Origin of the sequence: Nonomuraea sp. NPDC046570 (genome assembly GCF_040645915.1) — a bacterium.
In the GTDB taxonomy this organism is placed as follows: Bacteria; Actinomycetota; Actinomycetes; order Streptosporangiales; family Streptosporangiaceae; genus Nonomuraea.
The window spans coordinates 106,114-127,048 of record NZ_JBEYZF010000024.1 but is presented as its reverse complement, the minus strand read 5'-3'; the positions used below and the strand labels follow the sequence as shown (position 1 = coordinate 127,048).

The 20,935-nt window shown below is 70.9% G+C and carries 19 protein-coding genes and 1 pseudogene; 7 read left to right on the top strand and 13 right to left on the bottom strand.

Annotated features, from left to right (window positions below; translation table 11 throughout):
* Positions 1-148 precede the first annotated feature (148 nt).
* Complete coding sequence (locus ABZ911_RS30895; protein ID WP_358063699.1) at positions 149-973, bottom strand: NmrA family NAD(P)-binding protein; 825 nt, start codon at positions 971-973, stop codon at positions 149-151.
* Between the two features lie 82 nt (positions 974-1,055).
* Between ABZ911_RS30895 and ABZ911_RS30890 the strand changes: the two genes are divergently transcribed.
* Positions 1,056-2,012, top strand: coding sequence for a YafY family protein (locus ABZ911_RS30890; protein WP_358063697.1), 957 nt, complete (start codon positions 1,056-1,058; stop codon positions 2,010-2,012).
* Between the two features lie 13 nt (positions 2,013-2,025).
* On the opposite strand, the gene ABZ911_RS30885 is transcribed toward ABZ911_RS30890, so the two are convergent.
* A complete protein-coding gene (locus ABZ911_RS30885) occupies positions 2,026-2,676 on the bottom strand; it encodes an NAD(P)H-dependent oxidoreductase (RefSeq protein WP_358063694.1) in 651 nt (216 codons plus the stop codon).
* Positions 2,677-2,809: 133 nt separating this feature from the next.
* The gene (locus tag ABZ911_RS30880) at positions 2,810-3,523 is read right to left on the bottom strand and encodes a class I SAM-dependent methyltransferase (RefSeq protein ID WP_358063691.1); all 714 of its coding nucleotides are present in this window, start codon (positions 3,521-3,523) and stop codon (positions 2,810-2,812) included.
* Positions 3,524-3,679: 156 nt separating this feature from the next.
* Between ABZ911_RS30880 and ABZ911_RS30875 the strand changes: the two are divergent.
* Both ABZ911_RS30875 and ABZ911_RS30870 read left to right on the top strand, forming a co-directional pair.
* Positions 3,680-4,552: pseudogene (locus ABZ911_RS30875) on the top strand (NAD-dependent epimerase/dehydratase family protein); the annotation flags it as partial.
* 93 nt (positions 4,553-4,645) lie between these two features.
* A complete protein-coding gene (locus ABZ911_RS30870) occupies positions 4,646-5,764 on the top strand; it encodes a DegT/DnrJ/EryC1/StrS family aminotransferase (RefSeq protein ID WP_358063711.1) in 1,119 nt (372 codons plus the stop codon).
* Positions 5,765-5,824: 60 nt separating this feature from the next.
* On the opposite strand, the gene ABZ911_RS30865 is transcribed toward ABZ911_RS30870, so the two are convergent.
* The 3 genes from ABZ911_RS30865 to ABZ911_RS30855 form a co-directional block, all read right to left on the bottom strand.
* Positions 5,825-6,967 carry a nucleotide disphospho-sugar-binding domain-containing protein gene (locus tag ABZ911_RS30865; RefSeq protein WP_358063688.1) on the bottom strand — a complete coding sequence of 381 codons (1,143 nt, stop codon included), beginning with the start codon at positions 6,965-6,967 and terminating at the stop codon, positions 5,825-5,827.
* A 62-nt stretch (positions 6,968-7,029) separates the two neighbouring features.
* Positions 7,030-7,830: an ABC transporter permease gene (locus ABZ911_RS30860; RefSeq protein ID WP_358063685.1), complete on the bottom strand. Its 801-nt coding sequence runs from the start codon at positions 7,828-7,830 to the stop codon at positions 7,030-7,032.
* A gap of 37 nt (positions 7,831-7,867) precedes the next feature.
* Positions 7,868-8,860, bottom strand: coding sequence for an ATP-binding cassette domain-containing protein (locus ABZ911_RS30855; protein ID WP_358063682.1), 993 nt, complete (start codon positions 8,858-8,860; stop codon positions 7,868-7,870).
* 274 nt (positions 8,861-9,134) lie between these two features.
* On the opposite strand from ABZ911_RS30855, the gene ABZ911_RS30850 reads away from it, so the two are divergent.
* Positions 9,135-9,641: a hypothetical protein gene (locus ABZ911_RS30850; protein ID WP_358063679.1), complete on the top strand. Its 507-nt coding sequence runs from the start codon at positions 9,135-9,137 to the stop codon at positions 9,639-9,641.
* 15 nt (positions 9,642-9,656) lie between these two features.
* Here the strand turns inward: ABZ911_RS30850 and ABZ911_RS30845 are convergent, their stop codons facing one another.
* The 6 genes from ABZ911_RS30845 to ABZ911_RS30820 form a co-directional block, all read right to left on the bottom strand.
* On the bottom strand, positions 9,657-10,796 hold the full coding sequence (locus ABZ911_RS30845) for a winged helix DNA-binding domain-containing protein (RefSeq protein ID WP_358063676.1): 1,140 nt from the start codon (positions 10,794-10,796) through the stop codon (positions 9,657-9,659).
* 58 nt (positions 10,797-10,854) lie between these two features.
* Positions 10,855-11,823, bottom strand: coding sequence for an NAD(P)-dependent oxidoreductase (locus ABZ911_RS30840; protein ID WP_358063673.1), 969 nt, complete (start codon positions 11,821-11,823; stop codon positions 10,855-10,857).
* Positions 11,824-11,828: 5 nt separating this feature from the next.
* Positions 11,829-12,977, bottom strand: a complete 1,149-nt coding sequence (locus ABZ911_RS30835) for a nucleotide disphospho-sugar-binding domain-containing protein (RefSeq protein ID WP_358063670.1) — start codon at positions 12,975-12,977, stop codon at positions 11,829-11,831.
* 64 nt (positions 12,978-13,041) lie between these two features.
* Entirely contained in the window at positions 13,042-13,914 is an 873-nt protein-coding gene (rfbA, locus tag ABZ911_RS30830; protein WP_358063667.1) for a glucose-1-phosphate thymidylyltransferase RfbA, read from the bottom strand.
* On the bottom strand, positions 13,911-15,350 hold the full coding sequence (locus ABZ911_RS30825) for an NDP-hexose 2,3-dehydratase family protein (RefSeq protein WP_358063665.1): 1,440 nt from the start codon (positions 15,348-15,350) through the stop codon (positions 13,911-13,913). The genes rfbA and ABZ911_RS30825 overlap by 4 nt, the downstream gene beginning before the upstream one ends.
* Positions 15,350-15,982 (bottom strand): dTDP-4-dehydrorhamnose 3,5-epimerase family protein, encoded by a 633-nt coding sequence (locus tag ABZ911_RS30820; RefSeq protein WP_358063662.1) that lies wholly within the window; start codon positions 15,980-15,982, stop codon positions 15,350-15,352. Before ABZ911_RS30820 ends, ABZ911_RS30825 begins: the two co-directional genes overlap by 1 nt.
* 238 nt (positions 15,983-16,220) lie before the next feature.
* Here ABZ911_RS30820 and ABZ911_RS30815 point away from each other — a divergent pair, with 238 nt between their 5' ends.
* Together ABZ911_RS30815 and ABZ911_RS30810 are read left to right on the top strand one after the other, a co-directional pair.
* Positions 16,221-17,000, top strand: coding sequence for a cyclase family protein (locus tag ABZ911_RS30815; protein WP_358063659.1), 780 nt, complete (start codon positions 16,221-16,223; stop codon positions 16,998-17,000).
* 35 nt (positions 17,001-17,035) lie between these two features.
* Positions 17,036-18,265: a class I SAM-dependent methyltransferase gene (locus ABZ911_RS30810; protein ID WP_358063656.1), complete on the top strand. Its 1,230-nt coding sequence runs from the start codon at positions 17,036-17,038 to the stop codon at positions 18,263-18,265.
* A 69-nt stretch (positions 18,266-18,334) separates the two neighbouring features.
* Here the strand turns inward: ABZ911_RS30810 and ABZ911_RS30805 are convergent, their stop codons facing one another.
* Entirely contained in the window at positions 18,335-19,762 is a 1,428-nt protein-coding gene (locus ABZ911_RS30805; RefSeq protein ID WP_358063653.1) for a carboxyl transferase domain-containing protein, read from the bottom strand.
* A 177-nt stretch (positions 19,763-19,939) separates the two neighbouring features.
* Between ABZ911_RS30805 and rfbB the strand changes: the two genes are divergently transcribed.
* Complete coding sequence (gene rfbB / locus ABZ911_RS30800; protein WP_358063650.1) at positions 19,940-20,935, top strand: dTDP-glucose 4,6-dehydratase; 996 nt, start codon at positions 19,940-19,942, stop codon at positions 20,933-20,935.

Sequence of the window (20,935 nt, the reverse complement as noted above, 5' to 3'; positions counted from 1 at the left end):
AAACCGCGATACTTTGTCGTGTGACGGGATTTCAGACGTGTGCACTACCGAACGCCCACACCCCCCCGGCGCCCCGCCCCCGGCGCGGCCACGAGCCGCGTCGGGAGCGGCGCATCCGCCCGGCCCGCACGCGACGGCGGGTACGGCGTCAGCCGCCGAACGCGGCCGCGTTCTCGCGCACCCACTGGGCGAAGCTCCTGGCCGGCTGGCCGGTGACCTCCTGCACCGTGGGCAGCACGGTGTAGCTGGCCTCCGGCGGGTTGGTGCGCATGTGCAGGAAGAACTCGATGTCCTGGTCGGAGTAGCCGGTCTGGCGCCACTGCTCGACGATCTCGTCCTGGGTCAGCTCGATGTAGCGCACCTCACGGCCGAGCACCTCGCTGATCGTGCGGACCTTCTCCGGCGGGGTCAGCGCCTCCGGGCCGGTCAGCCAGTAGTCCTTGCCCGCGTGGCCCTCCGTGGTCAGCGCCACGGCGGCGACGGCGGCGATGTCGGCATCGTGGATCATCGCGCTCTTGACGTCGGCGAACGCCTCGCGCACGACGCCCTCCTCCTTCACCGACTCCGCCCATTCCAGGGCGTTGGACATGAACTCCACCGGCGACAGGCTGGTCCACTCCAGGCCGCCCTCCTCGACGGCCAGCTCCAGCGGGCTCTTCTCGACGTCGCCCCGGAGTATGGTGACCTTGCGTACGCCGCCCTTCCTCGCCAGCTCGACGATCTCCGGGCCGTTGGTGAGGGGCGAGAAGTCCTCCCCGTTGAAGGTGATCAGGTGCGCGGCGGTGACTCCGGTGAAGGCCTCGGCCAGGCTGCCGGTGTCGGCCAGATTCCCGGCGACGGCCTCGGCTCCGGACGGGAAGCTCGCCTTGGCCGGGTTGCGGGTGAGGGCGCGGACCTGGTGCCCCGCGCTCACGAGGTCGTCGACGAGAGGACGGCCGACGTTGCCGGTGGCGCCCGCGACAAGAATGTTCATGGGATCTCCTTCGGTCGTTTGGCTCCGACGTTAGGAGTAATCGCGGTCGATTCTTGTCCTCGATCGGTGTGAGACTCTGGCCATGTTGGAAACCTCAGCCCGCCTGCTCCGCATGTTGGTCCTGTTGCAGACGCACCGCGACTGGTCCGGGACGGATCTGGCCGACCGGCTCAGTGTGAGCCCGCGGACCGTGCGCCGCGACGTCGACAAGCTGCGGAACCTGGGCTATCCGATCGACGCGATCGGCGGCGTCGGCGGCGGCTACCGGCTGGCCGCGGGCACCTGCATGCCGCCGTTGCTGCTCGACGACGACGAGGCCGTGGCGGTCGCGGTCGGGCTGCGCACGGCGGCCGGGGCCGCGATCACCGGCATCGCCGAGACCTCCGTGCGGGCGCTGACGAAACTCGACCAGATCCTGCCCTCGCGGCTGCGCTTCCAGGTCAACACGCTCACCTCGGCGCTGGTGACCATGCCGATGGCCGGGCACACCGTCGATCCGTCCACGCTGGTCGAGATCGCCGCGGCGGTGCGCGCCCACGAACGGCTGCGCTTCGACTACGTCTCGAACAACGGCTCGGCGAGCGTGCGGGACGTGGAGCCGTACCGGCTGGTGCACAGCGGACGGCGCTGGTACCTGTTCGCCTGGGACACCGGCAGGTCGGACTGGCGGACCTTCCGGGTCGACAGGCTGACCGTGCGCACCCCCAGCGGTCCCCGGTTCGCCCCCCGGCCGCTGCCCGCCGACGACCTGGCCGCCTACCTGGCCGCGAACCTGACCTCGAACCCGTACCGCTACCAGGCGGTGCTCACCATGTACGGCTCCGCCACGGAGGTGGCCGACGAGGTCCCGTCCACGCTCGGGGCGGTGGAGCCGATCGACGAGCACCGGTGCACCCTGCGCATCGGCTCGGACAGCCTCGACCAGCTCGCGGTGTGGGTGGCCGCGTTCGGCTTCGAATTCGAGATCCACGAACCGCCCGAGCTGCGTGAGCACATCAGGACCCTGACCGCCCGGCTGCGGCGGGCGGTCCAGCCGTGACCCGGCACGGGCGTCAGGCGCGCACCAGGCCGCTGGCCACCGACCGCGCCCGCTCGCGCACGGCGGCCTCGGCCTCCCGCTGCGAGGTGACCGCCTTCTCCAACTCGCCCACGTCGTCGGTGGTGTACGGCAGCACGGTGTGCGAGGCGATGATGAGCTCGACCTGGTAGCCGAGCACCTTGCCCAGCACGGTCCGCAGGTACGGCCCGCAGTGGTCCATGTCGCAGTTCGGCGAGCCGGCACCGTAGTCCCCGCCGTAGGCCAGCACGACGGTCGCCGGACGGCCGGTGAGCGGGCCGGCGCCCGGGACGTAGGGCAGCGTGCGCCCGAGGATCAGCGCCTGGTCCAGCCAGGCCTTCAGGTTGGATGGGATGGTCCAGTTGTACATCGGCGCGCTGAGCAGCAGCGCGTCCGCCTCGAGGATCTCCTCGGTGAGCTCGCTCTGCAGCGCGGCGGCCGCCCGCTGGCCGTCGGTCTGCGGCTCGGCCGCGAGGGTGAAGATCCCGTCGGTGTCGATGTGCGGGACGGGCTCGGCCGCGAGATCGCGGTAGGTCACCGTCGCGTCGGGCCGGCTCTCGTCCCACGCCTCCCTGAAGCGGGTGGCAAGGTGACGGGACACCGAGGGCACCGACGATGACGAGTCGATGTGCAGCAGATGGGTCACGGCATACCTCTCAGGTGCGACGGGCAGATGGCGCTCCTGGCGTACAGGCTGGCGCGGTCCGCTCGAAGCCGGTCAGAGCCCGGCTGGCGTGGTCGCGTCCCGTCATGGCGAAGCGGCGAAGGGCGACGGCGGGTCACGTGCGCACGGCGACGAACAGGCCGCGGCCCGCCTGCACGCCGGGCACGTACTCGGGGTCGAGGCCGGCCCGCACGAACGCCGACTCGTACTCCTGCCGGGTGAAGAGCATGGCGCGGTGCACCTCGCTCAGGTGCCGGACGCCCGAGTCCGGCGCGGCCTCCAGGTAGTGCACCTCCATCCGCGAGGCGTCGCCGTCCCGTACGGCGTGCGCGACCCGGGCGATGGTGGTGCCCTCGTGGTGCAGGATGTCGCTGGAGAGCCAGCGGTCGATGTAGGTCTCAGGGAACCACCACGGCTCGACCGCCACCACCCCGCCAGGCACGACGTGCCTCGCGAAGCACTCGAACGTCCGCTGCAACTCCTCACGCGAGTCGACGTAGCCGATCGAGCCGAACAGGCACGTCAGCGAGTCGAAGGCGCGGCCCAGCTCGAACGAGCGCATGTCGCCCAGGTGCAGCGGGATCCCGGGCAGGTCGGCCCTGGCGATCTCCAGCATCGGCTCGGACAGGTCGATGCCCTCCGCGTAGCCGATCAGCTCGGTGAAGGGCCCGAGATGCCCGCCCGTCCCGCAGGCGACGTCGAGCACCGAGGACGCCCCCGGAAGCCGCCGGCGTATCTGCTCGGCCACCAGCTCCGCCTCGGCCTGGTAGTTCTTGCCGCGCATGGTGTGCTGCGCGTAGTAGATCTTCGCCGCATCGGCGCCGTACATGCGATCTCCTTCGTTGCTGACGCTCTCTGCTGATTACTCCGCCGGGCCGGGGTTCCCTTCGAAGACCGCTGGAGCCGCCGGATTTGAGCGAGCGTCCACCGCGGCGGGCCACGCTACGCGGACGGGTATGCCAGTTCGCGGCGAGAAAGGGACAATATGGCCGCTCGCGGCAGCGCAGTCGTCCTGGGCGGTACGGGGTTCGTCGGCCGGCACGTGTGCACGGCGCTGGACAGGCGCGGCTTCGAGGTCGTCGCCGTGGCCCGGCGCCCGCCCGGACACGAGCAGCCCGGCCGGTTCCTCGCGCTCGACCTCGGGCGGCTGCCGCCCGAGGACCTGGCCGGGGAACTGGCCGCCATCCGGCCGACGGTGATCGTCAACGCCATCGGCAGCATCTGGGGCCTGACCGACGAGCAGATGCGGCAGGCCGCGCTCGTCCCCACGCTGCGGCTGCTGGAGGCGCTGGCCTCGCTGGAGGAGCCGCCCCGGCTGGTGCATCTCGGCTCGGTGCTGGAGTACGGCCAGGTCCAGGCGGGAACCACGGTCGGCGCCGACACGGTGGCACGGCCGACCAGCGCGTACGGCCAGGCGAAGCTGGCGGCGACCGAGGCGGTGCTGGAGCGGATCCGGGCCGGCGAACTCCAGGGCATGGTGCTGCGGATCGCCAACATCGTCGGACCGGGCAGCCCGGACGTCAGCCTGCTCGGCCGGGTGGCGGACCGGCTGCTCGCCGCCAGCGGGCGGCGCCCGGCCGAGATCGAGCTCGACCCGCTGCTCGCCCACCGCGACTACGTGGACGTCCGCGACGTCGCCGACGCCGTGGTGGCCGCCGCGACCTCGACGGTCACCGGCGAGCTGGTCAACATCGGGCGCGGCGAGAGCGTGCCGGTGCGCGCCCTGGTGGACCTGCTGATCGAACGCAGCAGGCTGCCCGCCGCGGTCGTGGAACGGACCGGAGCGGGCAAGCGGCACTCCACCGAGGACTGGGTCAAGGTGGACATCACCCCGGCCGCGCGGCTGCTCGGCTGGGGACCCCACAGGGCGATCGTGGACGCGATCGACGCGTTCTGGAGCGAGTTCGTACGGCGACCCGACACGACGAGGCGGAACGGAGAGTCGTTCACGATGACTACCTATGTCTGGGACTACCTGCCGGAGTACGAAGCGGAACGGGAGGATCTGCTCGACGCCGTCGACACGGTGTTCCGGTCGGGCGTGCTGGTGCTGGGGCCGAGCGTCAGGGGGTTCGAGCAGGAGTTCGCCGCCTACCATGGAGTGCGCCACTGCGCCGGGGTGGACAACGGCACCAACGCGATCCGGCTGGCCCTGAACGCCCTGGAGGTCGGGCCGGGCGACGAGGTGATCACGGTGTCGAACACCGCGGCGCCCACCGTGGTGGCCATCGACGGGGTCGGCGCCACACCGGTGTTCGTCGACATCCGCGAAAGCGACTACCTGATGGACACCGACCAGGTGGCCGCCGCCATCACCCCGCGCACCAAGGCGCTGGTAGTGGTGCACCTCTACGGTCAGAGCGCGGACATGGACCCGCTGCTCGACCTGGCCGAGCGGCACGGGCTGGCGGTGCTGGAGGACTGCGCGCAGGCGCACGGCGCCCGCTACCGGGGCAGGCTGGCCGGCACCATGGGAGACGCGGCGGCGTTCTCCTTCTACCCCACCAAGGTGCTGGGCGCCTACGGCGACGGGGGAGCGGTCATCACCGCCGACGAGACGATCGACGCGAACATGCGCAGGCTGCGCTACTACGGCATGGAGAAGACCTACTACGTGGTGCAGACCCCCGGCTACAACAGCAGGCTGGACGAGGTGCAGGCGGAGATCCTGCGCCGCAAGCTGCGTCGGCTGGACGACTACATCCTCGGCCGCCGCAGGGTGGCCAGGCGGTACGAGGAGGGACTCGGCGACCTGGCCGACCGGGGCCTGATCCTGCCCGCCACGAACCCCGGCAACGACCACGTCTACTACGTCTACGTGGTCCGTCACCCGCGCCGGGACGAGATCATCGAGTCGCTCAAGCGGTACGACATCTCGCTGAACATCAGCTACCCGTGGCCGGTGCACACCATGTCGGGCTTCGCCCACCTGGGGTACGCCGAGGGGTCGCTGCCGGTCACCGAGCGGGTCGCGAACGAGATCTTCTCCCTGCCGATGTACCCGTCGCTGCCCGAGGGGCTGCAGGACAAGGTCATCGCGGCGGTCCGGGAGGCGATCCTGGCCTTCTGACGCGGGCGTCGCACAGCAGGCAGGGCCGCTCCCGGAGGAGCGGCCCTGCCCGCGTTCGCCTCAGATCATCTTCTCGATCTCCGCGATCACCTCCGTCTGCCGGGGCAGGCCGGCGATCTCCGCGGCGAGTTCGAGGGCCCGCTCCTTGAACGAGGGGTCGGACAGGATGCCGGTGACGGCCGCGCTCACCACGTTCACCGGCTCGGTGTGCGTCGGCAGGGTGATCGAGGCGCCGTACTCGTCGACCAGGCGCATGGGCTGGGCCGAGGCCAGCATCTCCGGCAGCACGAGCTGCGGCGTGCCGGCGTTGAGCACGGTCATCACGGTGACCCCGCCCCCGTGGTGGATGACCAGGTCCGCGGTCGGCGCGAGCACGTCGAGCGGGACGAAACCGGCCTTGACCTCGGGGTAGTCGTCCAGGAGCTGCGCGGCGACCGGCTCCGAGGTGGCGACGACCACCTCGACGTCACCGTCGCGCAGCGCCGGGTTGTCCAGCAGGGGGCGGAAGAAGTCGATGCCCAGCGCCGGGCTCAGCGTGCTGCGCGAGCCGGAGGTGAGCACGACCCGCGGCCTGTCGCCCTTGGCGTACATCCACGGCTGCAGCGGGACCTGCGGGTTGCCGGGCGCCCAGCGCATGAGCTGGGCGGGCTCGGCGTCCTTCGGCCGGATGCTGGGCGGCGTGATGTCGATGAACATCCCCGGTTCGGGGATCGCGTCCAGGCCGAGCCGCGACAGTTCGGGCCGGAGCTCGTCGGTGGCTCCCCGCCAGTCGACGTCCGTACGGGCGTAGACCGCCCAGGTGTGCCGGACCAGGGGCAGGTCGAACTGGTGGGCCAGCAGCATGGCGGCGAGGTTGTACTCCCCGCCGATCACCACGTCGGGCCGCCACGACCTGGCCAGTTCCACGATCGCCGGGTAACTGGCGGCCGCCAGCCGGGCGAAGCCCCGGCCGGCGAAATCCAATTCCTGGTCCTCGGCGACAGGCATGCCCAGCCAGTTGCCCTGCCTGTCCTTGAGCATCGCGTCCACGATGCCGAGGCGGGTCACCCCGTAGGCGGGCAGTCCCAGCCTGACCAGGAGGTCGATGTTCTCCTCGGGAGCCGCGAGGATGACCTCGTGTCCAGCGGCCCTCGCCGCCCACGCCAGCGGTACGCCGGAGTGCACCGGCGCCGAACCGCCCCCAGTGACGAACAGGAATCGCACAGGTTCTCCTTCCGTGCATCGATCCGGTTTCCCCGCGGGCCACCGGACACAACGTCTAGGAACTACTGGCTCACCGTTTTCTTGTAGCGGTGGACGGCCAGCGGAATGAAGATCGCCAGGATCAGGGCCACCCAGAGCAGGGTGGCGAGGATCGGATTCTGCAGCGGCCACACCTCGGGTGCGGCTCTGCCGGGCGGGATGTTGCCGAACAGCTGACGACACGCCTCCACCAGCGCTGACACCGGATTCCACGCCGCGATCACCCGCAACACGGTCGGCAGCCCCTCGCTGGGCACGAACGAGTTGGAGATGAAGGTGAACGGCACCAGCACCAGGAGCATCGCGTTGCCGAGCACCTCGGGTGACTTCGCGGTGAGGCCGATGGCCGCGGTGATCCAGGACACGGCGTAGGCGAACAGGAACAGCAGCAGGTAGGCGAGGGCCGCGTCCGCGACCGACGAGCGGATCCGCCAGCCCATCAGCAGACCGGTCAGCGACATGAGGACGATGACCATCACGTTGTTGACCGCGTCGCCGTTCGTCCTGCCCACGAGCACGGCGGACTGGGCGATGGGCAGCGACCGGAAGCGGTCCACCAGGCCCTGCTTCATGTCGTGGGCGATGCCGACCCCGGTGTTGGCGGCGGTGAGCAGCATCGTCTGGGTGAGAATGCCGACGATCATGAACTCTCGGTAGTTCGTCCCGATGTCGATCGCGCTGCCGAAGACGAAGCCGAAGAGCAGCGCGAAGGCGATGGGCGCCGCGCTGGAGAAGACGACGATGTCCGGGTTGCGGAGGTTCTTGAGGATGTTTCGCTGAGTGAGGGTGAGACCGTCGCTGACGGCCTGGCTGAACGCGTTCACGTGATCTGTTCCTTCGCCTGGTTCGGCCTGGCCGGCATCATCGGAGTGGCGCCTTGGCGTCGTCCGCCGCGGAGCCGCGGGCCTCGTGGGAGTCACGGGACTTGTCCGTCAGCGACAGGAAGACCTCGTCCAGGCTGGGCCTGCGCAGGCTCATGCCGGTCAGCCGCACGCCCGCGCCGTCGAGCAGCCGCACGCTCCGCACCAGCGCCTCGGAGCCGATGCTCACCGGCACGATCAGCAGCCTGTCGTCGAGGTCGACCGTGATGTCGCCGCTGGCGAGCTCCCGCAGCGCCTCGCGCGCCGTGGGCACCTCCGCGGCCTCGCCCACGGTCAGTTCGAGCCGCTCGCCGCCGGTGCGGGCCTTGAGCTCGTCGGGGGTGCCCTCGGCCACCACGCGGCCGCGGTCGAGCACCGTGATCCGGTCGGCCAGCTTGTCGGCCTCCTCCAGGTACTGGGTGGTGAGCAGCAGTGTGCTGCCGCCCTCGACGAGTTCGGAGATCACCTGCCACATGGCCAGTCGGCTGCGCGGGTCGAGCCCGGTCGTGGGCTCGTCCAGGAACAGCACCTTTGGCTTGGCCACCACGGCGCAGGCGAGGTCGACCCGGCGGCGCATGCCGCCCGAGTAGCCCTTCGTCTGGCGGTCGGCGTCCGCGGTCAGGTCGAACCGTTCGAGCAGCTCGTCGGCCCGCTTGCCGGCGGCCGCGGTGCCCAGGTGGTAAAGCTTGCCCACCATGCGCAGGTTCTCCCTGGCGGTGAGATCCTCGTCGACCGCGGCGTACTGGCCGGACAGGCCGATCTTGCGGCGGATCGCCACCGCGTCCTTGACCACGTCGAGGCCCTCGACGGTGGCGCGGCCCGAGTCCGGCCGCAGCAAGGTGGACAGCAGTCGCACCGCTGTGGTCTTGCCCGACCCGTTGGGTCCGAGCAGGCCCATCACCGTTCCCTCGCCGACGGCGAGATCGAGGCCGTCGAGCGCCACGATCTCGCCGAAGCGTTTGGTCAAACCCTCTGCGACTATGGCATTTCGCATGTACCCCTCCAACTTCCCGATCAGGTGGTTGCGCGGGGCCTCACTGTAGAACTCGTCGCGGTCAACTTCCGTCCGCCATTGCGCAGGCCTGGGGAAAAGGGCTTCCGCGGTTCGAGCGTCCGGCTTTGACCAGCATCAAACCGGCGTCTGGACATCCGGTTGAAATCGGCTTAACAGTCCACTCAAGGTGAAATCCAGACCGTCTGCCGTGTCGCTATATAGTCTGCTAATCATGGAGGTCCCGCCGAAATCGGTCATAAGGGGGCAAGGTGTGATGAGACATCAATTACGTACTCTCGCGGTCGCCGGCGTTCTAGGGGCGGCGCTGCTCGTCACCCCGGTCACCGGCGGCCTCGCGCACGCCGTCACCGGGCGTGCGGCCGGGAGCGAGGCGCGGCTGAGCACCCCTATCGGTCTCTGGACCGGGACCGTGGTGTTCGAGGGTGGTCAGATCGAGGCCAAGGTGTCGTTCCACCTCGACGGCGCCATGTGCCTGCACCCCGGGCCGCCCGGTCCGGACGGCGGCGTCGAAGGGTCGGGCACCTGGACGCGTACCGGCTTCAGGACCTTCACCTTCCAGGGCACGGAACGCTTCTTCGACGGCGCGGGCACCACCACGGGCTACCTGGTCACCACGCACAGCGCCACGCAACGGCACAACGTCTTCACCGGTACGGGCACCGCCACCTTCTACGACGCCGCCTGGGTGCAGCAGGGGGACCCGCTCACCACCGCCAGCGAGATGCGGCGCACGCAGTACTACCCGGGACCCCACTGCTGAAGCCGCGGGCGCGGTTCAGGATGCGACCGGTGGCCGGTAGGAGCAGTTCCACGGCGTCTTGTCCGGCCACGGCGCGTCGATGGGCTGGAAGACGAGGTCGTGCTCGCCGGACTCCCTGGCCGCGAAGCGCAGCAGGCGCAGACCCTCCTCGGTCACCGCGTCCCTGTCCTGGCCGGACAGCGGCTCGAAGAGCCTGACGACCACCGTGGCCCGGCCCTTGTCCCGCCTGATCCGCCAGAGTCCGCGGACGAAGCCGTCCACGGTCATCGCCGCTTCGAGGAAGACGTGCTTGCGCTGCTCGTCGTTCACGACCCGGCTCCGGTCGTGGTGGCCGAGCAGCACGTTGTCGAGCGCGGCCAGGAAGCGGACGGGCGCCTCGACGTCCGGGCCGGGCCGCGGCGCGTCGGGGAGGTCGAACAGCTCGCGGCCGCTCTCGTTGCGGAACACCCGCAGCCCCGGCCTGAGCTCCTCCATCACCTCGCGCAGCCGGGTCAGGCCGCTCCACGCCTGGACGTCCCTGACGGTGGCCGGGCCGAAGGCGGCCAGGTGGCGCAGGATGAGCCGGGCCGCGGACGGTTCGTCGGCCAGCGGGCGGCCGAGCCACTGCTCGGCCAGGACGAAGGGCGTCTTGCTGCGCCAGGCCCAGGTGCCGTCGGGCGGCGGGTGCACCACCGCCGTCAGGAACTGGATCGACCTGGCCAGCTCGACGGGATCGCCGTCCGGCCACCGCTCGGCGAGCGTCCGGCCGAGTTCGGGGCGGGTCAGCTCGCCCTGACCGAGCAGCGTGCGCGCGGTCCCCACGAGCTCGTCGAGCGCTATCCCGTCCGTGGTCTTGAAGGCGTTCTTCTGCAGCCGGACCAGCATCGGGTGCAGCAGCGGGCGCAGCCACAGGTAGTCGTCCGCGGTCACCATGTGCTGGGTGCCGCGGTACAGCGACCCCCGCACCACGGTCCGCTCGTACAGCAACCGGGTCAGGTCATCGGTCTCGAAGCCGGTGATCCGCGACCAGAGCCCGATGTACGGCGGGTCGGGATCCTGCGCGTTCAGGCCGACGAGATGATCGACCACGCTGAGCGCGGATGTCTCCCGCCTTTCCAGGAGCATTTGACGGGCCAGCAGCGCCCTGTTGAGCCCGCGCAGGCTCAGGACTTCCATGATGCCCTTTCCCCCGTTTGACGGCATGCCGCTGACATGTTTACCAAGGAAACGCGTTTCATTCCAGTCGGATGCCCGCTGTGCGCGACTCGTCCGGGGCATCGGTGCGCGAATATTCGGCGAACGCCGTCTCCCACATATCCCGTAATGAGGTGATAAGACCTATTTGCGGCTTCCAATGGAGGAGTTCGGCCGCCGGCCGGATATCGGCTTTCCCGCCCTCGCCGCCCAGGCTCGCCACTTCCCTGTGCTCTTCCCTGAGCATGCCGAGCGGGTATCCGGCCGCCGTGACGAACGTTCTGACGAACGTGCGCATGTCCACGACGCCGCCGCCGCCGATGTCGAGCGCCCGCCCGGTGAGCGCCGCGTCGGCCGCCCTGAGCACGGCGCCCGCGACGTCGCGCACGTCCACGAAGTCGCGCCTGGAGTCGGAGACGGCGACCTCCATCGGGCGGCCTGTGGCGACGGCGGCCAGCAGCAGGCGGACCAGCTTGCCGGGAAAGGTCTCCGGCGAGGGATGCGGTCCGGTCATGTTGGCGCACCGCAGCACCACGCCGTCCACCTCGCCGGAGCGGGCCGCGGCCAGCACCGCCCGCGATCCGGCGAGCTTCGTCCGGACGTAGGCGGACGCGGGCTCGGCGTCCCCGCCCTGGCCGTACTCGTGGATCGTGCCGACGTGCACGACGCGCGACGGCCACGGCAGGGCGCGCATCGCGGCCAGGACGTTGCGGACGAGGCCGACGTTGGCCGCGGTCATCTCCTCCTCGGTGCGCGCCCAGCCGTCCGTGGCGTTGGCGGCGTCGGTGGCGTTCACGACGACGCTCACCCCGCGCGAGCGCAGCAGCGCGTGGATCGTCTCCGGTGCGGCGACGGTGAGGTCGAGCCCGGCGAAGAAGTGGCCCGCGACATGAGGCGCGGGACGGCGCGCGACCACGACGACGTCCTGGCCGCGCCGGGCGAAAGCCGCGCACACGTGCCGTCCGAGCCACCCCGTGCCGCCCAGCACGGCGACACGGGGGGCGTTCACCGTGCTCACCAGGCCGGCTTCCGCCTCGCGCCGACCTGCTCGATCGCGGCCACGATCTCGGCCGGCGAGGGCTGCGCGGCGATCTGGTCGCGCACGATGGCGGCCTGCCTACGGTAGCCGGGCTCGTCGAGCAGGGCCTGGCAGGCCTTGGGCACCCGGCTCAGCTCGTCCGGCGCCACCTGGCAGGCGGCGCCGAAGTCGACCAGCCGCGCGATCGCGTCGAGCGGCTTGCCGATGCCCGGGATGATCACCTGGGGCAGCCCCTCGCAGAGGCACGCCATCATGGTCCCCGGACCGCCGTGGTGCACGACGGCGTCGCAGCCGGGCAGCACCGAGGTCAGCGACTGCCATCCGGCCGCGATGACCGAGTCGGGCAGCGGCCCGAGCTTCGGCACCAGGACGTCCGCCACCGCCACGACGATCTCCACGTCCAGCGACGAGACGGATCGTACGAGCTCGCCGAGCGCGCCGAGCCCGCCGGCCATGGGCTGGACAGAGCCCAGGGTGACCAGGACGCGCGGCCGATTCCGATCCCGCCGCAGCGCCCAGCCGGGCACCAGGCCCGGCTCGCCGTACGGGACGTAGCGCATCGGCTGGGCGCCGGGGAACGCCTCGCCCAGCAGCGGCGGGCAGTTGTCGAGGACGAGGTCGGGGCTGGGCAGCCGGTCCAGGCCCAGCTGCGCGAGCTCGGGGGCGAGTTCCTCCGCCACCCAGGTGTCGATGTCCAGGTCGCCGGGTCCCACGCTGTGCTTGACCCAGCCGATGCCGTTCTTCGCGGCCACGGCCGCCGCCGCGGCGTAGGAGTAGGCCTCGGCCAGGACGACGTCGGGCTGCCACCGCTCGACCAGGTCCGTGGTGCCTTCGAGGGCGCGGGCGGCCAGCCTGCCGAACCCGTGGCCGACCGCCACCGTCGCCTCGTGGTCCGTGCGCGGCGGCGTGATCGGTGTGCCGTCGCGGTGGCGCGCCATCGCCTCGGGCATCTGTAGCGGGCCGCAGACCGCCGCCATGGGCAGGCCGGAGCCGCGTACCGTCTCGGCGAAGCTCTCCGGAGCCCCGACCAGGACGTCGTGCCCGGCCGCGCGCAGCGCCCAAGCCAGTGGCACGATCGGGTAGTACAGAGGGTGGGCGGGCCCCGTCGTCACCAATATCTTCATGCCGGGACCGTAGGCGGAGCCGCTGGAGGACAGCTCGACCCTGGTTGGACCGGGCGCACGGCCGTCATCCCAGTTCCTGCGCGATGTCCATGACGTATTTTCCGTACTCGGACGCGCCGAGCCGCCGGCCGAGGTCGTAGCAGGACTGAGCGTCGATGAAGCCCATGCGCAGCGCCACCTCCTCGACGCAGGCGATGCGCACCCCCTGCCGCTCCTCCAGCGTGCGCACGTACAGGCTGGCCTGGAGGAGGGAGGCGGGGGTCCCGGTGTCGAGCCAGGCGAAGCCGCGGCCCAGGTCGACGACCCTGGCCTGGCCGCGGAGCATGTAGGCCCGGATGACGTCGGTGATCTCCAGTTCGCCGCGGGCCGAGGGCCGCAGGTTCTTGGCGATGTCGACCACGTCGGCGTCGCAGCTGTACAGGCCGGTGATGGCCCGGTTGGAGCGCGGCTTGCGGGGCTTCTCCTCGATCGACACCAGCTTCCCCGCGTCGTCGGTCTCGCCTACCCCGTAGCGCCCCGGGTCGGTGACGCCGTAGCCGAACAGTACGCAGCCGCGCAGGTCGGTGAGGTTCGCCCGCAGCACGTCGTAGAAGTGCTGACCGTGGAAGATGTTGTCGCCGAGCACCAGCGTGACGTTGTCGCCGCCGATGTGGTCGGCGCCGATGACGAACGCCTCCGCCAGGCCCCTCGGCTCCGGCTGCAGGGCGTACCCGAGGTTCAGGCCGAGCTGCGAACCGTCGCCGAGCAGCCGCTGGAACTGCTGGAGGTCGTCCGGGGTGGAGATGATCAGGATGTCCGTGATGCCGGCGAGCATCAGCACCGACAGCGGGTAGTAGATCATCGGTTTGTCGCCGACCGGAAGCAGCTGCTTGGAGACCGCCAGCGTCGTCGGGTACAGGCGGCTGCCCCTGCCCCCCGCGAGAATGATCCCTTTCATGACTGAGCCCCTCCGGATAGGCTGTGCAGGCAGGCGATCAGGCTTCGGGCCTGAATGTCCAGGTAGTGGCTGTGCCTGAGCAGGTCGACGAGCTGGTGCAGGGTCATCCAGCGGAAATCGGGGCGGCCGGCGCCCAGGTCCGAATCGGCCTCGATGATCATGTGGCGGATGCGCGCGTGGTAGAAGCGCCCGCCCTCCTCCGACAGCTCGGCGTCGAACCTGATCTGGTCGGGCCGGGCCCGCAGCACCTCGTCCATGAACGCGGGCCGGGCGGCGGCGGGCAGGTGCTCGTAGTTGCGCGGCACGCACTGGAGGGTCGGCGCCAGCTCGACGGTGTCCACGAACCCGGGCTCCGCCCTGGCGTGCATCAGCACGTGCAGGACCCCCTCGATCTCGCTGACCAGGAACGCGACCACGCCGGTCCCGTACGGCTCGATCAACGGCTGGGACCACTGGGCGACCTCCCGGCCCTCCGCGCTCACATCCACGCCGATGACGCCGAAGTACCGGCCGCTCTCATGGCTGATCGCCTCCGCCGTCCGCCGCCAGCCGCGCACCTGGTGGAGCGGGATCTGCCGGGCGCTGACCTCGGTACGGGTGCGCGCCTCGGTGATCCAGCGCAGGATGTCGTCCATGCCGTGCAGGCCGCCGTCTCCGGCGCACGAACGCAGCAGCCCGGCCCGGAACACGTCCCCGCCGGGAGGCAGCGCGGTGTCCAGGCCGGGACCGGCGAACGGCAGGCAGGAGAGCACCGTGCGCGTGTCGCCGTGGACCACGTGGTCGACGGCGAGCAGCCGGTGCAACTGGCCCAGGGTCAGCCAGCGGAACCCGTCGAGCACCTCCACCTCACCGGCGACCTCGACCACCATGTTGCGGTTGCGCTTGCGGTCGAACCACGAGCCGTGCTCGGACTGCCGCACGTCGGCCAGCACCCGGTGCGACGAGGTGTCGGCGAAGTACTCCAGGTAGGGGACCGGCCGCCCGCGATGCACGCCGGTGTAGTTGCTGCGGGTGGCCTGCACGGTGGGGGAGAGCTGGAGGCCGTTCAGGTTGCCCGGCTCGAACTTCGCCTGCATCAGGCAGTGCGGCACGCCGTCGAACTCCTTGACCAGGATGCCCAGGATCCCGATCTCCGGCTGGTTGAGTATCGGCTGGCTCCACCGGGCGACCGGGCTCGCCGGCATGTGCACGTCCAGCCCTTCGACGCTGAAGAACCGGCCGCTGCGGTGCGCGATGTCGCCGGTCTCCGGCCTGGTACGCCAGCCGTTCAGCGCGTCGAGCGGGATCCTCTCCACCCGGGCCCGGTAGCGGTGCCCGAGCTCCTCGAACCAGTGCCGGGCGTCCGCCCACCGCGAGAGCGCCGTGTCCGTGGCCGCGACCGACCTGGCGATCCGCGACGCCGTACGGACCTCGGAGAAGGCCGCGTGGCCGTTCATCAGGCGCCTCCCGGACGGCCGGCGCCCGGCGGCGGGCACAGCTCCCGCTCCCGCTGAAGGCAGGCCGCGTACTCGGGCAGCAGGCCGGTGACCCTGGCCTCCTCCAGCGTGGGCGCCTTGACGTCCCGCTCCGAAAGGATCGGCTCCAGGCCGGCGGGCAGCGGCAGCGCCAGCGCCGGGTCCGTGACGGACAGGGCCCGCTCGTTCTCCGCGACGTAGCTCTCCGACAGCAGGTACGTCATCACCGTGTCGTCCTCCAGCGCGGCGAACGCGTGGCCGACCCCCACCGGCAGGTAGATCGCCCGCGGGCGCTCCTCGTCCAGGACGACGGCCTCGCACCGGCCGAAGGTCGGCGACCCCAGCCTGATGTCCACCACCATGTCCAGCGCCCTGCCCCGGGTACAGGTGACGTACTTGGCGGTGCCCGGCGGCAGCAGCGTGAAATGGACGCCCCGCACCACGCCCCGCCGCGACCTGCTGTGACTGGTCTGGGCCACCGGGAACAGGCCGTGCCCGACGGCCTCCTCGAACGCCGCCCGCTCGAGCGGCGACACGAACATGCCCCGATCGTCGGCAAAGACCGTCGGGGTGAACTCGACCGCGCCCTCAATGGACAGTGCACGTGCCTGCATGAGCGTCGCTCTCCTCCTCGCGGTGCCGATCGGCCCGCTGGACGGACCGATCGGCACCGGGCCGTCGCCGCCGATCGTGGAGCGGCGAGGTCGAGCCTCGCTGGAGAGGCCGGTGAGGCGGGGTCGTCCAACACCTGTTGAGCACTGTTCTAGGCGGGGACGGAAGGGTTCAGTCCATCGTCGCCGGCCGCGCGGAGGCGGTCGCGGCACGGACGCCGCGTGACACTCGGAGGTGCATGTGCGGATCATCGACCTGTCCTCGCCGGTTGACGCGTCCTCGTGGGAACCCGATCCCCTCAACCACGAGATCCTGACGCCGCGCGAGGGCGCCCTGCACATGTGCGAGGAGATGCGCACCCACTTCGGCATGGACTTCTCGGCCGACGAACTGCCGGACGGGGAGTTCCTGTCACTGGACAGGATCACGCTGACCACGCACACCGGCACCCACGTGGACGCGCCGTCGCACTACGGGACCCGCGCCGCCTACCGCGACGGCCCGCCCAGGCACATCCACGAGATGCCGCTGGAGTGGTTCTACAACCCGGGTGTGGTGCTGGACCTGCGGCACATCGGCACCGGGACGGCGGGAGCGGACGACCTGCGCAAGGAGTTCGACCGCATCGGCTACGAGCCGGCGCCGATGGACATCGTGCTGCTGAACACCGGCGCCGCGCACTGGGCCGGGCAGCAGCGGTACTTCACCGACTTCACCGGGCTGGACGGCCCGGCCGTGCACCTGCTGCTCGACCTGGGCGTCCGGGTGATCGGCACCGACGCGTTCAGCCTCGACGCCCCCTTCGGCCACATCATCTCCACCTACCGCGCGACCGGCGACCGTTCCGCGCTGTGGCCGGCGCACTTCGCCGGGCGCGAGCGGGAGTACTGCCAGATCGAGCGGCTCAGCAACCTGGAGGCCCTCCCGAGCGACCACGGGTTCCGCGTCGCCTGCTTTCCGGTGAAGATCGCCGGGGCCGGCGCGGGCTGGACCCGAGCGGTCGCCCTGATCGACGAGTAGCCCACCGCAGGATCCGTTTCATTGGAGGACCTTCCATGAGCCAAGGGAATCTCGCTTGTCGCGTGTGTGGCGGCCGGTTGGCCGAGTTCTTCGACTTCGGGCGCCAGCCGCTGTCGGACGCGTTCCTCACGCCGGACGACATCGACGAGGAGTTCTTCTACCAGCTGACCGTCGGGGCGTGCGAGTCGTGCACCATGGTCCAGCTCACCGAGGAGGTCCCCCGCGATCGCATGTTCCACGAGGACTACCCGTACCACTCGTCGGGGTCGGCGACCATGCGCCAGCACTTCGAGCAACTGGCGAAGCACCTCATCGACACCGAGCTGTCCGGCCGGGACCCGTTCATCGTCGAGATCGGCTGCAACGACGGCGTCATGCTCAGGCAGATCAGCAAGGCCGGCATCCGCCACCTGGGCGTCGATCCGTCCGGGGGCGTGACCAGGCTGGCCATGGCCGACGGCGTGCGGGTGCTGACGGACTTCTTCGAGGAGTCGCTGGCCGAGGCCGTACTGGCCGACGAGGGACCGGCGGACGTGATCTACGCCGCCAACACCATCTGCCACATCCCGTACCTCGACTCCGTCTTCCGCGGCGTGGACCTGCTGCTCAAACCGGACGGGGTGTTCATCTTCGAGGATCCGTCCTTCGGCGACATCATCGAGCGCAACAGCTTCGACCAGATCTACGACGAGCACTTCTACTTCTTCACCCTCCGCTCGGTCCAGGCGATGGCCGAGCGCATGGGGTTCGAGCTGGTCGACGCCGAGCGCCTGCCCGTGCACGGCGGTGAGATCCGCTACACGCTGGCCAGGAAGGGCCGGCGCCGGCCGAGCGCGCGGGTCGCCGAGCTCACCGCCGCCGAGCGCGTCCTCGACCTGGCCGCTCCGGCGACGCTCGAGCGCTTCGCCGCCGCCGTGCGCAACATCCGCCAGGACCTCACGCGCCTGCTGGAGGACCTGCGGGCGGAGGGCAAGCGGGTCGTCGGGTACGGCGCGACCGCCAAGAGCGCGACCGTGACGAACTACTGCGGCATCGGCCCCGGCCTCATCCCGTACGTCTGCGACACCACGCCCGCCAAGCACGGCAAGCTGATGCCGGGCTCGCACATCCCGGTACTGCCCGCCGAGGCGCTCGCCGAGCCGTTTCCGGACTACGCGCTGCTGTTCGCGTGGAACCACGCGGAGGAGATCATGGCCAAGGAGCAGGCCTTCCGCGAGGCAGGGGGCCGCTGGATCCTCTACACGCCGAAGGTGCACATCCTCTGAGCCGCCTCGCCGCGGCTCTGCCGAGCCCGCCGGACGCGTCCGGCGGGCTCGGTTCTGCTTCGGGGGTGTTCACAGGGGGATGTTGCCGTGCGCGCCCCGCCGCACGGGGGCCGCCGCGAACGCCTCCACCAGCGTGCGCCTGGTCAGGGCCGGATCGATGATCTCGTCGACGACGCCGATCGTGAGGGCGCGGCCGAGCCCGTCGTCGCCTCGCTCGTACTCGTCGGCGAGGGCGGTGCGCAGCGCCGCCCTGTCCTCCTCCCGCACGGCGGCGAGCTTCTTGCGGTGCAGGATGCCCACCGCGGCGTCGGCGCCCATCACCGCGGCCTTCACCCCCGGCCAGGCGTACACCGCCGTCGCGCCGAGCGCGCGGGAGTTCATCGCGACGTACGCGCCGCCGTAGGATTTGCGCAGCATGAGGGTGACCCGCGCGACGACCGCCTCGGCGAACGCGTGCAGCAGCTTCGCCCCGCGCCGCACCACGCCGTCCCACTCCTGCCCGACGCCGGGCAGGTAGCCGGGGACGTCCACGACGACCAGCAGCGGGATCCCGAACGCGTCGCACAGCCGGACGAACCTGGCCGCCTTCTCCGAGGCGAGCGAGTCCAGGCAGCCGCCCTTGCGCAGCGGGTTGTTCGCGACCACGCCGACGTGGTGCCCGCCCAGCCGGCCGAACCCGATGACGATGTTGGGCGCCCACCCGGCCTGGAGTTCGTCGAAGGTCTCGGCGCCGTCCCGGCCAGCGTCGAGGAGGCGGCGCAGCAGCGGCTTGATGTCGTAGGCGCGGCGGTCCCGTTCCGGCAGCAGCTTCCTGAGGCCGTCTCCGTCGTCGGCCACGGCGGCGGGATCGAAGCGGCCGGGCCGGGTGAACACGCCGGTGATGCGCCGGGCCCGCGTGTACGCGTCGGCCTCGGAGTCGGCCAGCACGTGGACCACGCCGGACCGGCGGCCGTGCGCCTCGGCGCCGCCCAGCCCCACCATGTCGATCTGCTCACCGGTGACCGCGCGGATCACTTCCGGCCCGGTGACGAAGACGCGCCCTTCCGGGGCCATGATCACCAGGTCGGTCAGCGCGGGACCGTAGGCGGCGCCGCCGGCCGCGGGGCCGACCACGACCGAGATCTGCGGCACCCGGCCGGAGGCGCGGACCATCGCGGCGAACACCTGGCCGACGCCGTCCAGCGAGCCGACGCCCTCGGTCAGCCGCGCGCCGCCGCAGTGCCAGACCCCGATCACCGGGCAGCGCTCTCTCATCGCCAGGTCGATGGCGTCGACGATGCGCAGGCAGTCGGCGGCGCCGATGGCGCCCCCCATGAGGGTGGCGTCGGTGCAGAAGGCGACCGCCCTGGCGCCGTCGACGAGCCCGCGCGCGGCGTACACGCCGCCGCCGTCGTAGTCGCCCAGCGGCTGCGCGGAGCCGGGGTCGAGCAGCCGCGACAACCTCAGTGCCGGGTCGAAGGGTGCGGGGCCGGGGGTCCGCTGTCGTTGTTGGTCCACCGCGTGCGTCACCATCGTCCGCCCTCCGGATCTTCCGGCTTTCGCCATGAGTCAGCCGGCGGATAGCGTACGTAGGGGGCGATCGAGGGCGGCTCGAAGAATTCAGGAAAGCCGTCGACCGGCATGCGACCGAGCTTGCTGCCGCCGCGCGGAACGCCCGGGCTAGTGTGCGGCCTCATGAGATTACTCGTCACCGGCGGCGCCGGCTTCATCGGCTCGCACTATGTCCGCACCATGCTCGGCGGCGGATATCGCGGCTACGAGAACGCGGAGATCACGGTCCTCGACAAGCTGACCTACGCCGGCAGCGTCGGCAACGTCCCCGCCGATCACCCCCGGTTGACGTTCGTGCACGGGGACGTGTGCGACCGCGAACTGCTGGCGGGCGTGCTGCCGGGGCACGACGCGGTGGTGCACTTCGCCGCCGAGTCGCACGTGGACCGGTCGGTGGAGTTCTCCGATCCTTTCGTCACCACCAATGTGGTGGGCACGCAGGCCCTCCTGGACAGCTGTCTGCGCGCCGGCGTGCAGCGGTTCGTCCACATCTCCACGGACGAGGTGTACGGCTCCATCGACGAGGGAACCTGGACCGAGGAGTCCGCCCTGCTGCCGAACTCGCCCTACGCCGCCTCCAAGGCCGCCGGGGACCTGCTCGTCCGGGCCTTCCACCAGACGCACGGACTGCACACCACGATCACTCGGTGTTCCAACAACTACGGGCCCTACCAGTTCCCGGAGAAGGTCATCCCGCTCTTCGTCACCAACCTGCTGGAGGGCAGGGACGTGCCGCTGTACGGCGACGGGCTCAACGTCCGGGAATGGGTGCACGTCGATGACCACTGCCGCGCGGTCCAGCTCGTCCTGGAGTCCGGCCGCCCGGGGGCCGTCTACAACATCGGCGGGACGGCCGCGCTGACCAACCGGCGGCTGACTGAGATGCTCCTGAAGCTGTGCGGGGCCGGCTGGGACCGGGTGACGCCCGTCGAAGATCGCAAGGGGCACGACCGGCGCTACGCCATGGACGACACGAGGATCCGTGAGGAACTCGGCTACCGGCCGCTGCGCCCTTTCGAGCGGGGCCTGGCCGAGACCGTCCGCTGGTACCGGGACAACTCGGAGTGGTGGCGCTCCGGCCGGCCGCAGGCCGTAGGCCCGCGCGCCGCGCTCGGATAG

Bases quoted from the DNA above. Each gene is read 5' to 3' on its own strand.
- ABZ911_RS30895 (WP_358063699.1), bottom strand. From the start codon at position 973: ATGAACATTCTTGTCGCGGGCGCCACCGGCAACGTCGGCCGTCCTCTC.
- ABZ911_RS30890 (WP_358063697.1), top strand. From the start codon at position 1,056: ATGTTGGAAACCTCAGCCCGCCTGCTCCGCATGTTGGTCCTGTTGCAG.
- ABZ911_RS30880 (WP_358063691.1), bottom strand. From the start codon at position 3,523: ATGTACGGCGCCGATGCGGCGAAGATCTACTACGCGCAGCACACCATG.
- ABZ911_RS30870 (WP_358063711.1), top strand. From the start codon at position 4,646: ATGACTACCTATGTCTGGGACTACCTGCCGGAGTACGAAGCGGAACGG.
- ABZ911_RS30855 (WP_358063682.1), bottom strand. From the start codon at position 8,860: ATGCGAAATGCCATAGTCGCAGAGGGTTTGACCAAACGCTTCGGCGAG.
- ABZ911_RS30850 (WP_358063679.1), top strand. From the start codon at position 9,135: ATGAGACATCAATTACGTACTCTCGCGGTCGCCGGCGTTCTAGGGGCG.
- ABZ911_RS30845 (WP_358063676.1), bottom strand. From the start codon at position 10,796: ATGGAAGTCCTGAGCCTGCGCGGGCTCAACAGGGCGCTGCTGGCCCGT.
- ABZ911_RS30835 (WP_358063670.1), bottom strand. From the start codon at position 12,977: ATGAAGATATTGGTGACGACGGGGCCCGCCCACCCTCTGTACTACCCG.
- rfbA (WP_358063667.1), bottom strand. From the start codon at position 13,914: ATGAAAGGGATCATTCTCGCGGGGGGCAGGGGCAGCCGCCTGTACCCG.
- ABZ911_RS30825 (WP_358063665.1), bottom strand. From the start codon at position 15,350: ATGAACGGCCACGCGGCCTTCTCCGAGGTCCGTACGGCGTCGCGGATC.
- ABZ911_RS30820 (WP_358063662.1), bottom strand. From the start codon at position 15,982: ATGCAGGCACGTGCACTGTCCATTGAGGGCGCGGTCGAGTTCACCCCG.
- ABZ911_RS30810 (WP_358063656.1), top strand. From the start codon at position 17,036: ATGAGCCAAGGGAATCTCGCTTGTCGCGTGTGTGGCGGCCGGTTGGCC.
- rfbB (WP_358063650.1), top strand. From the start codon at position 19,940: ATGAGATTACTCGTCACCGGCGGCGCCGGCTTCATCGGCTCGCACTAT.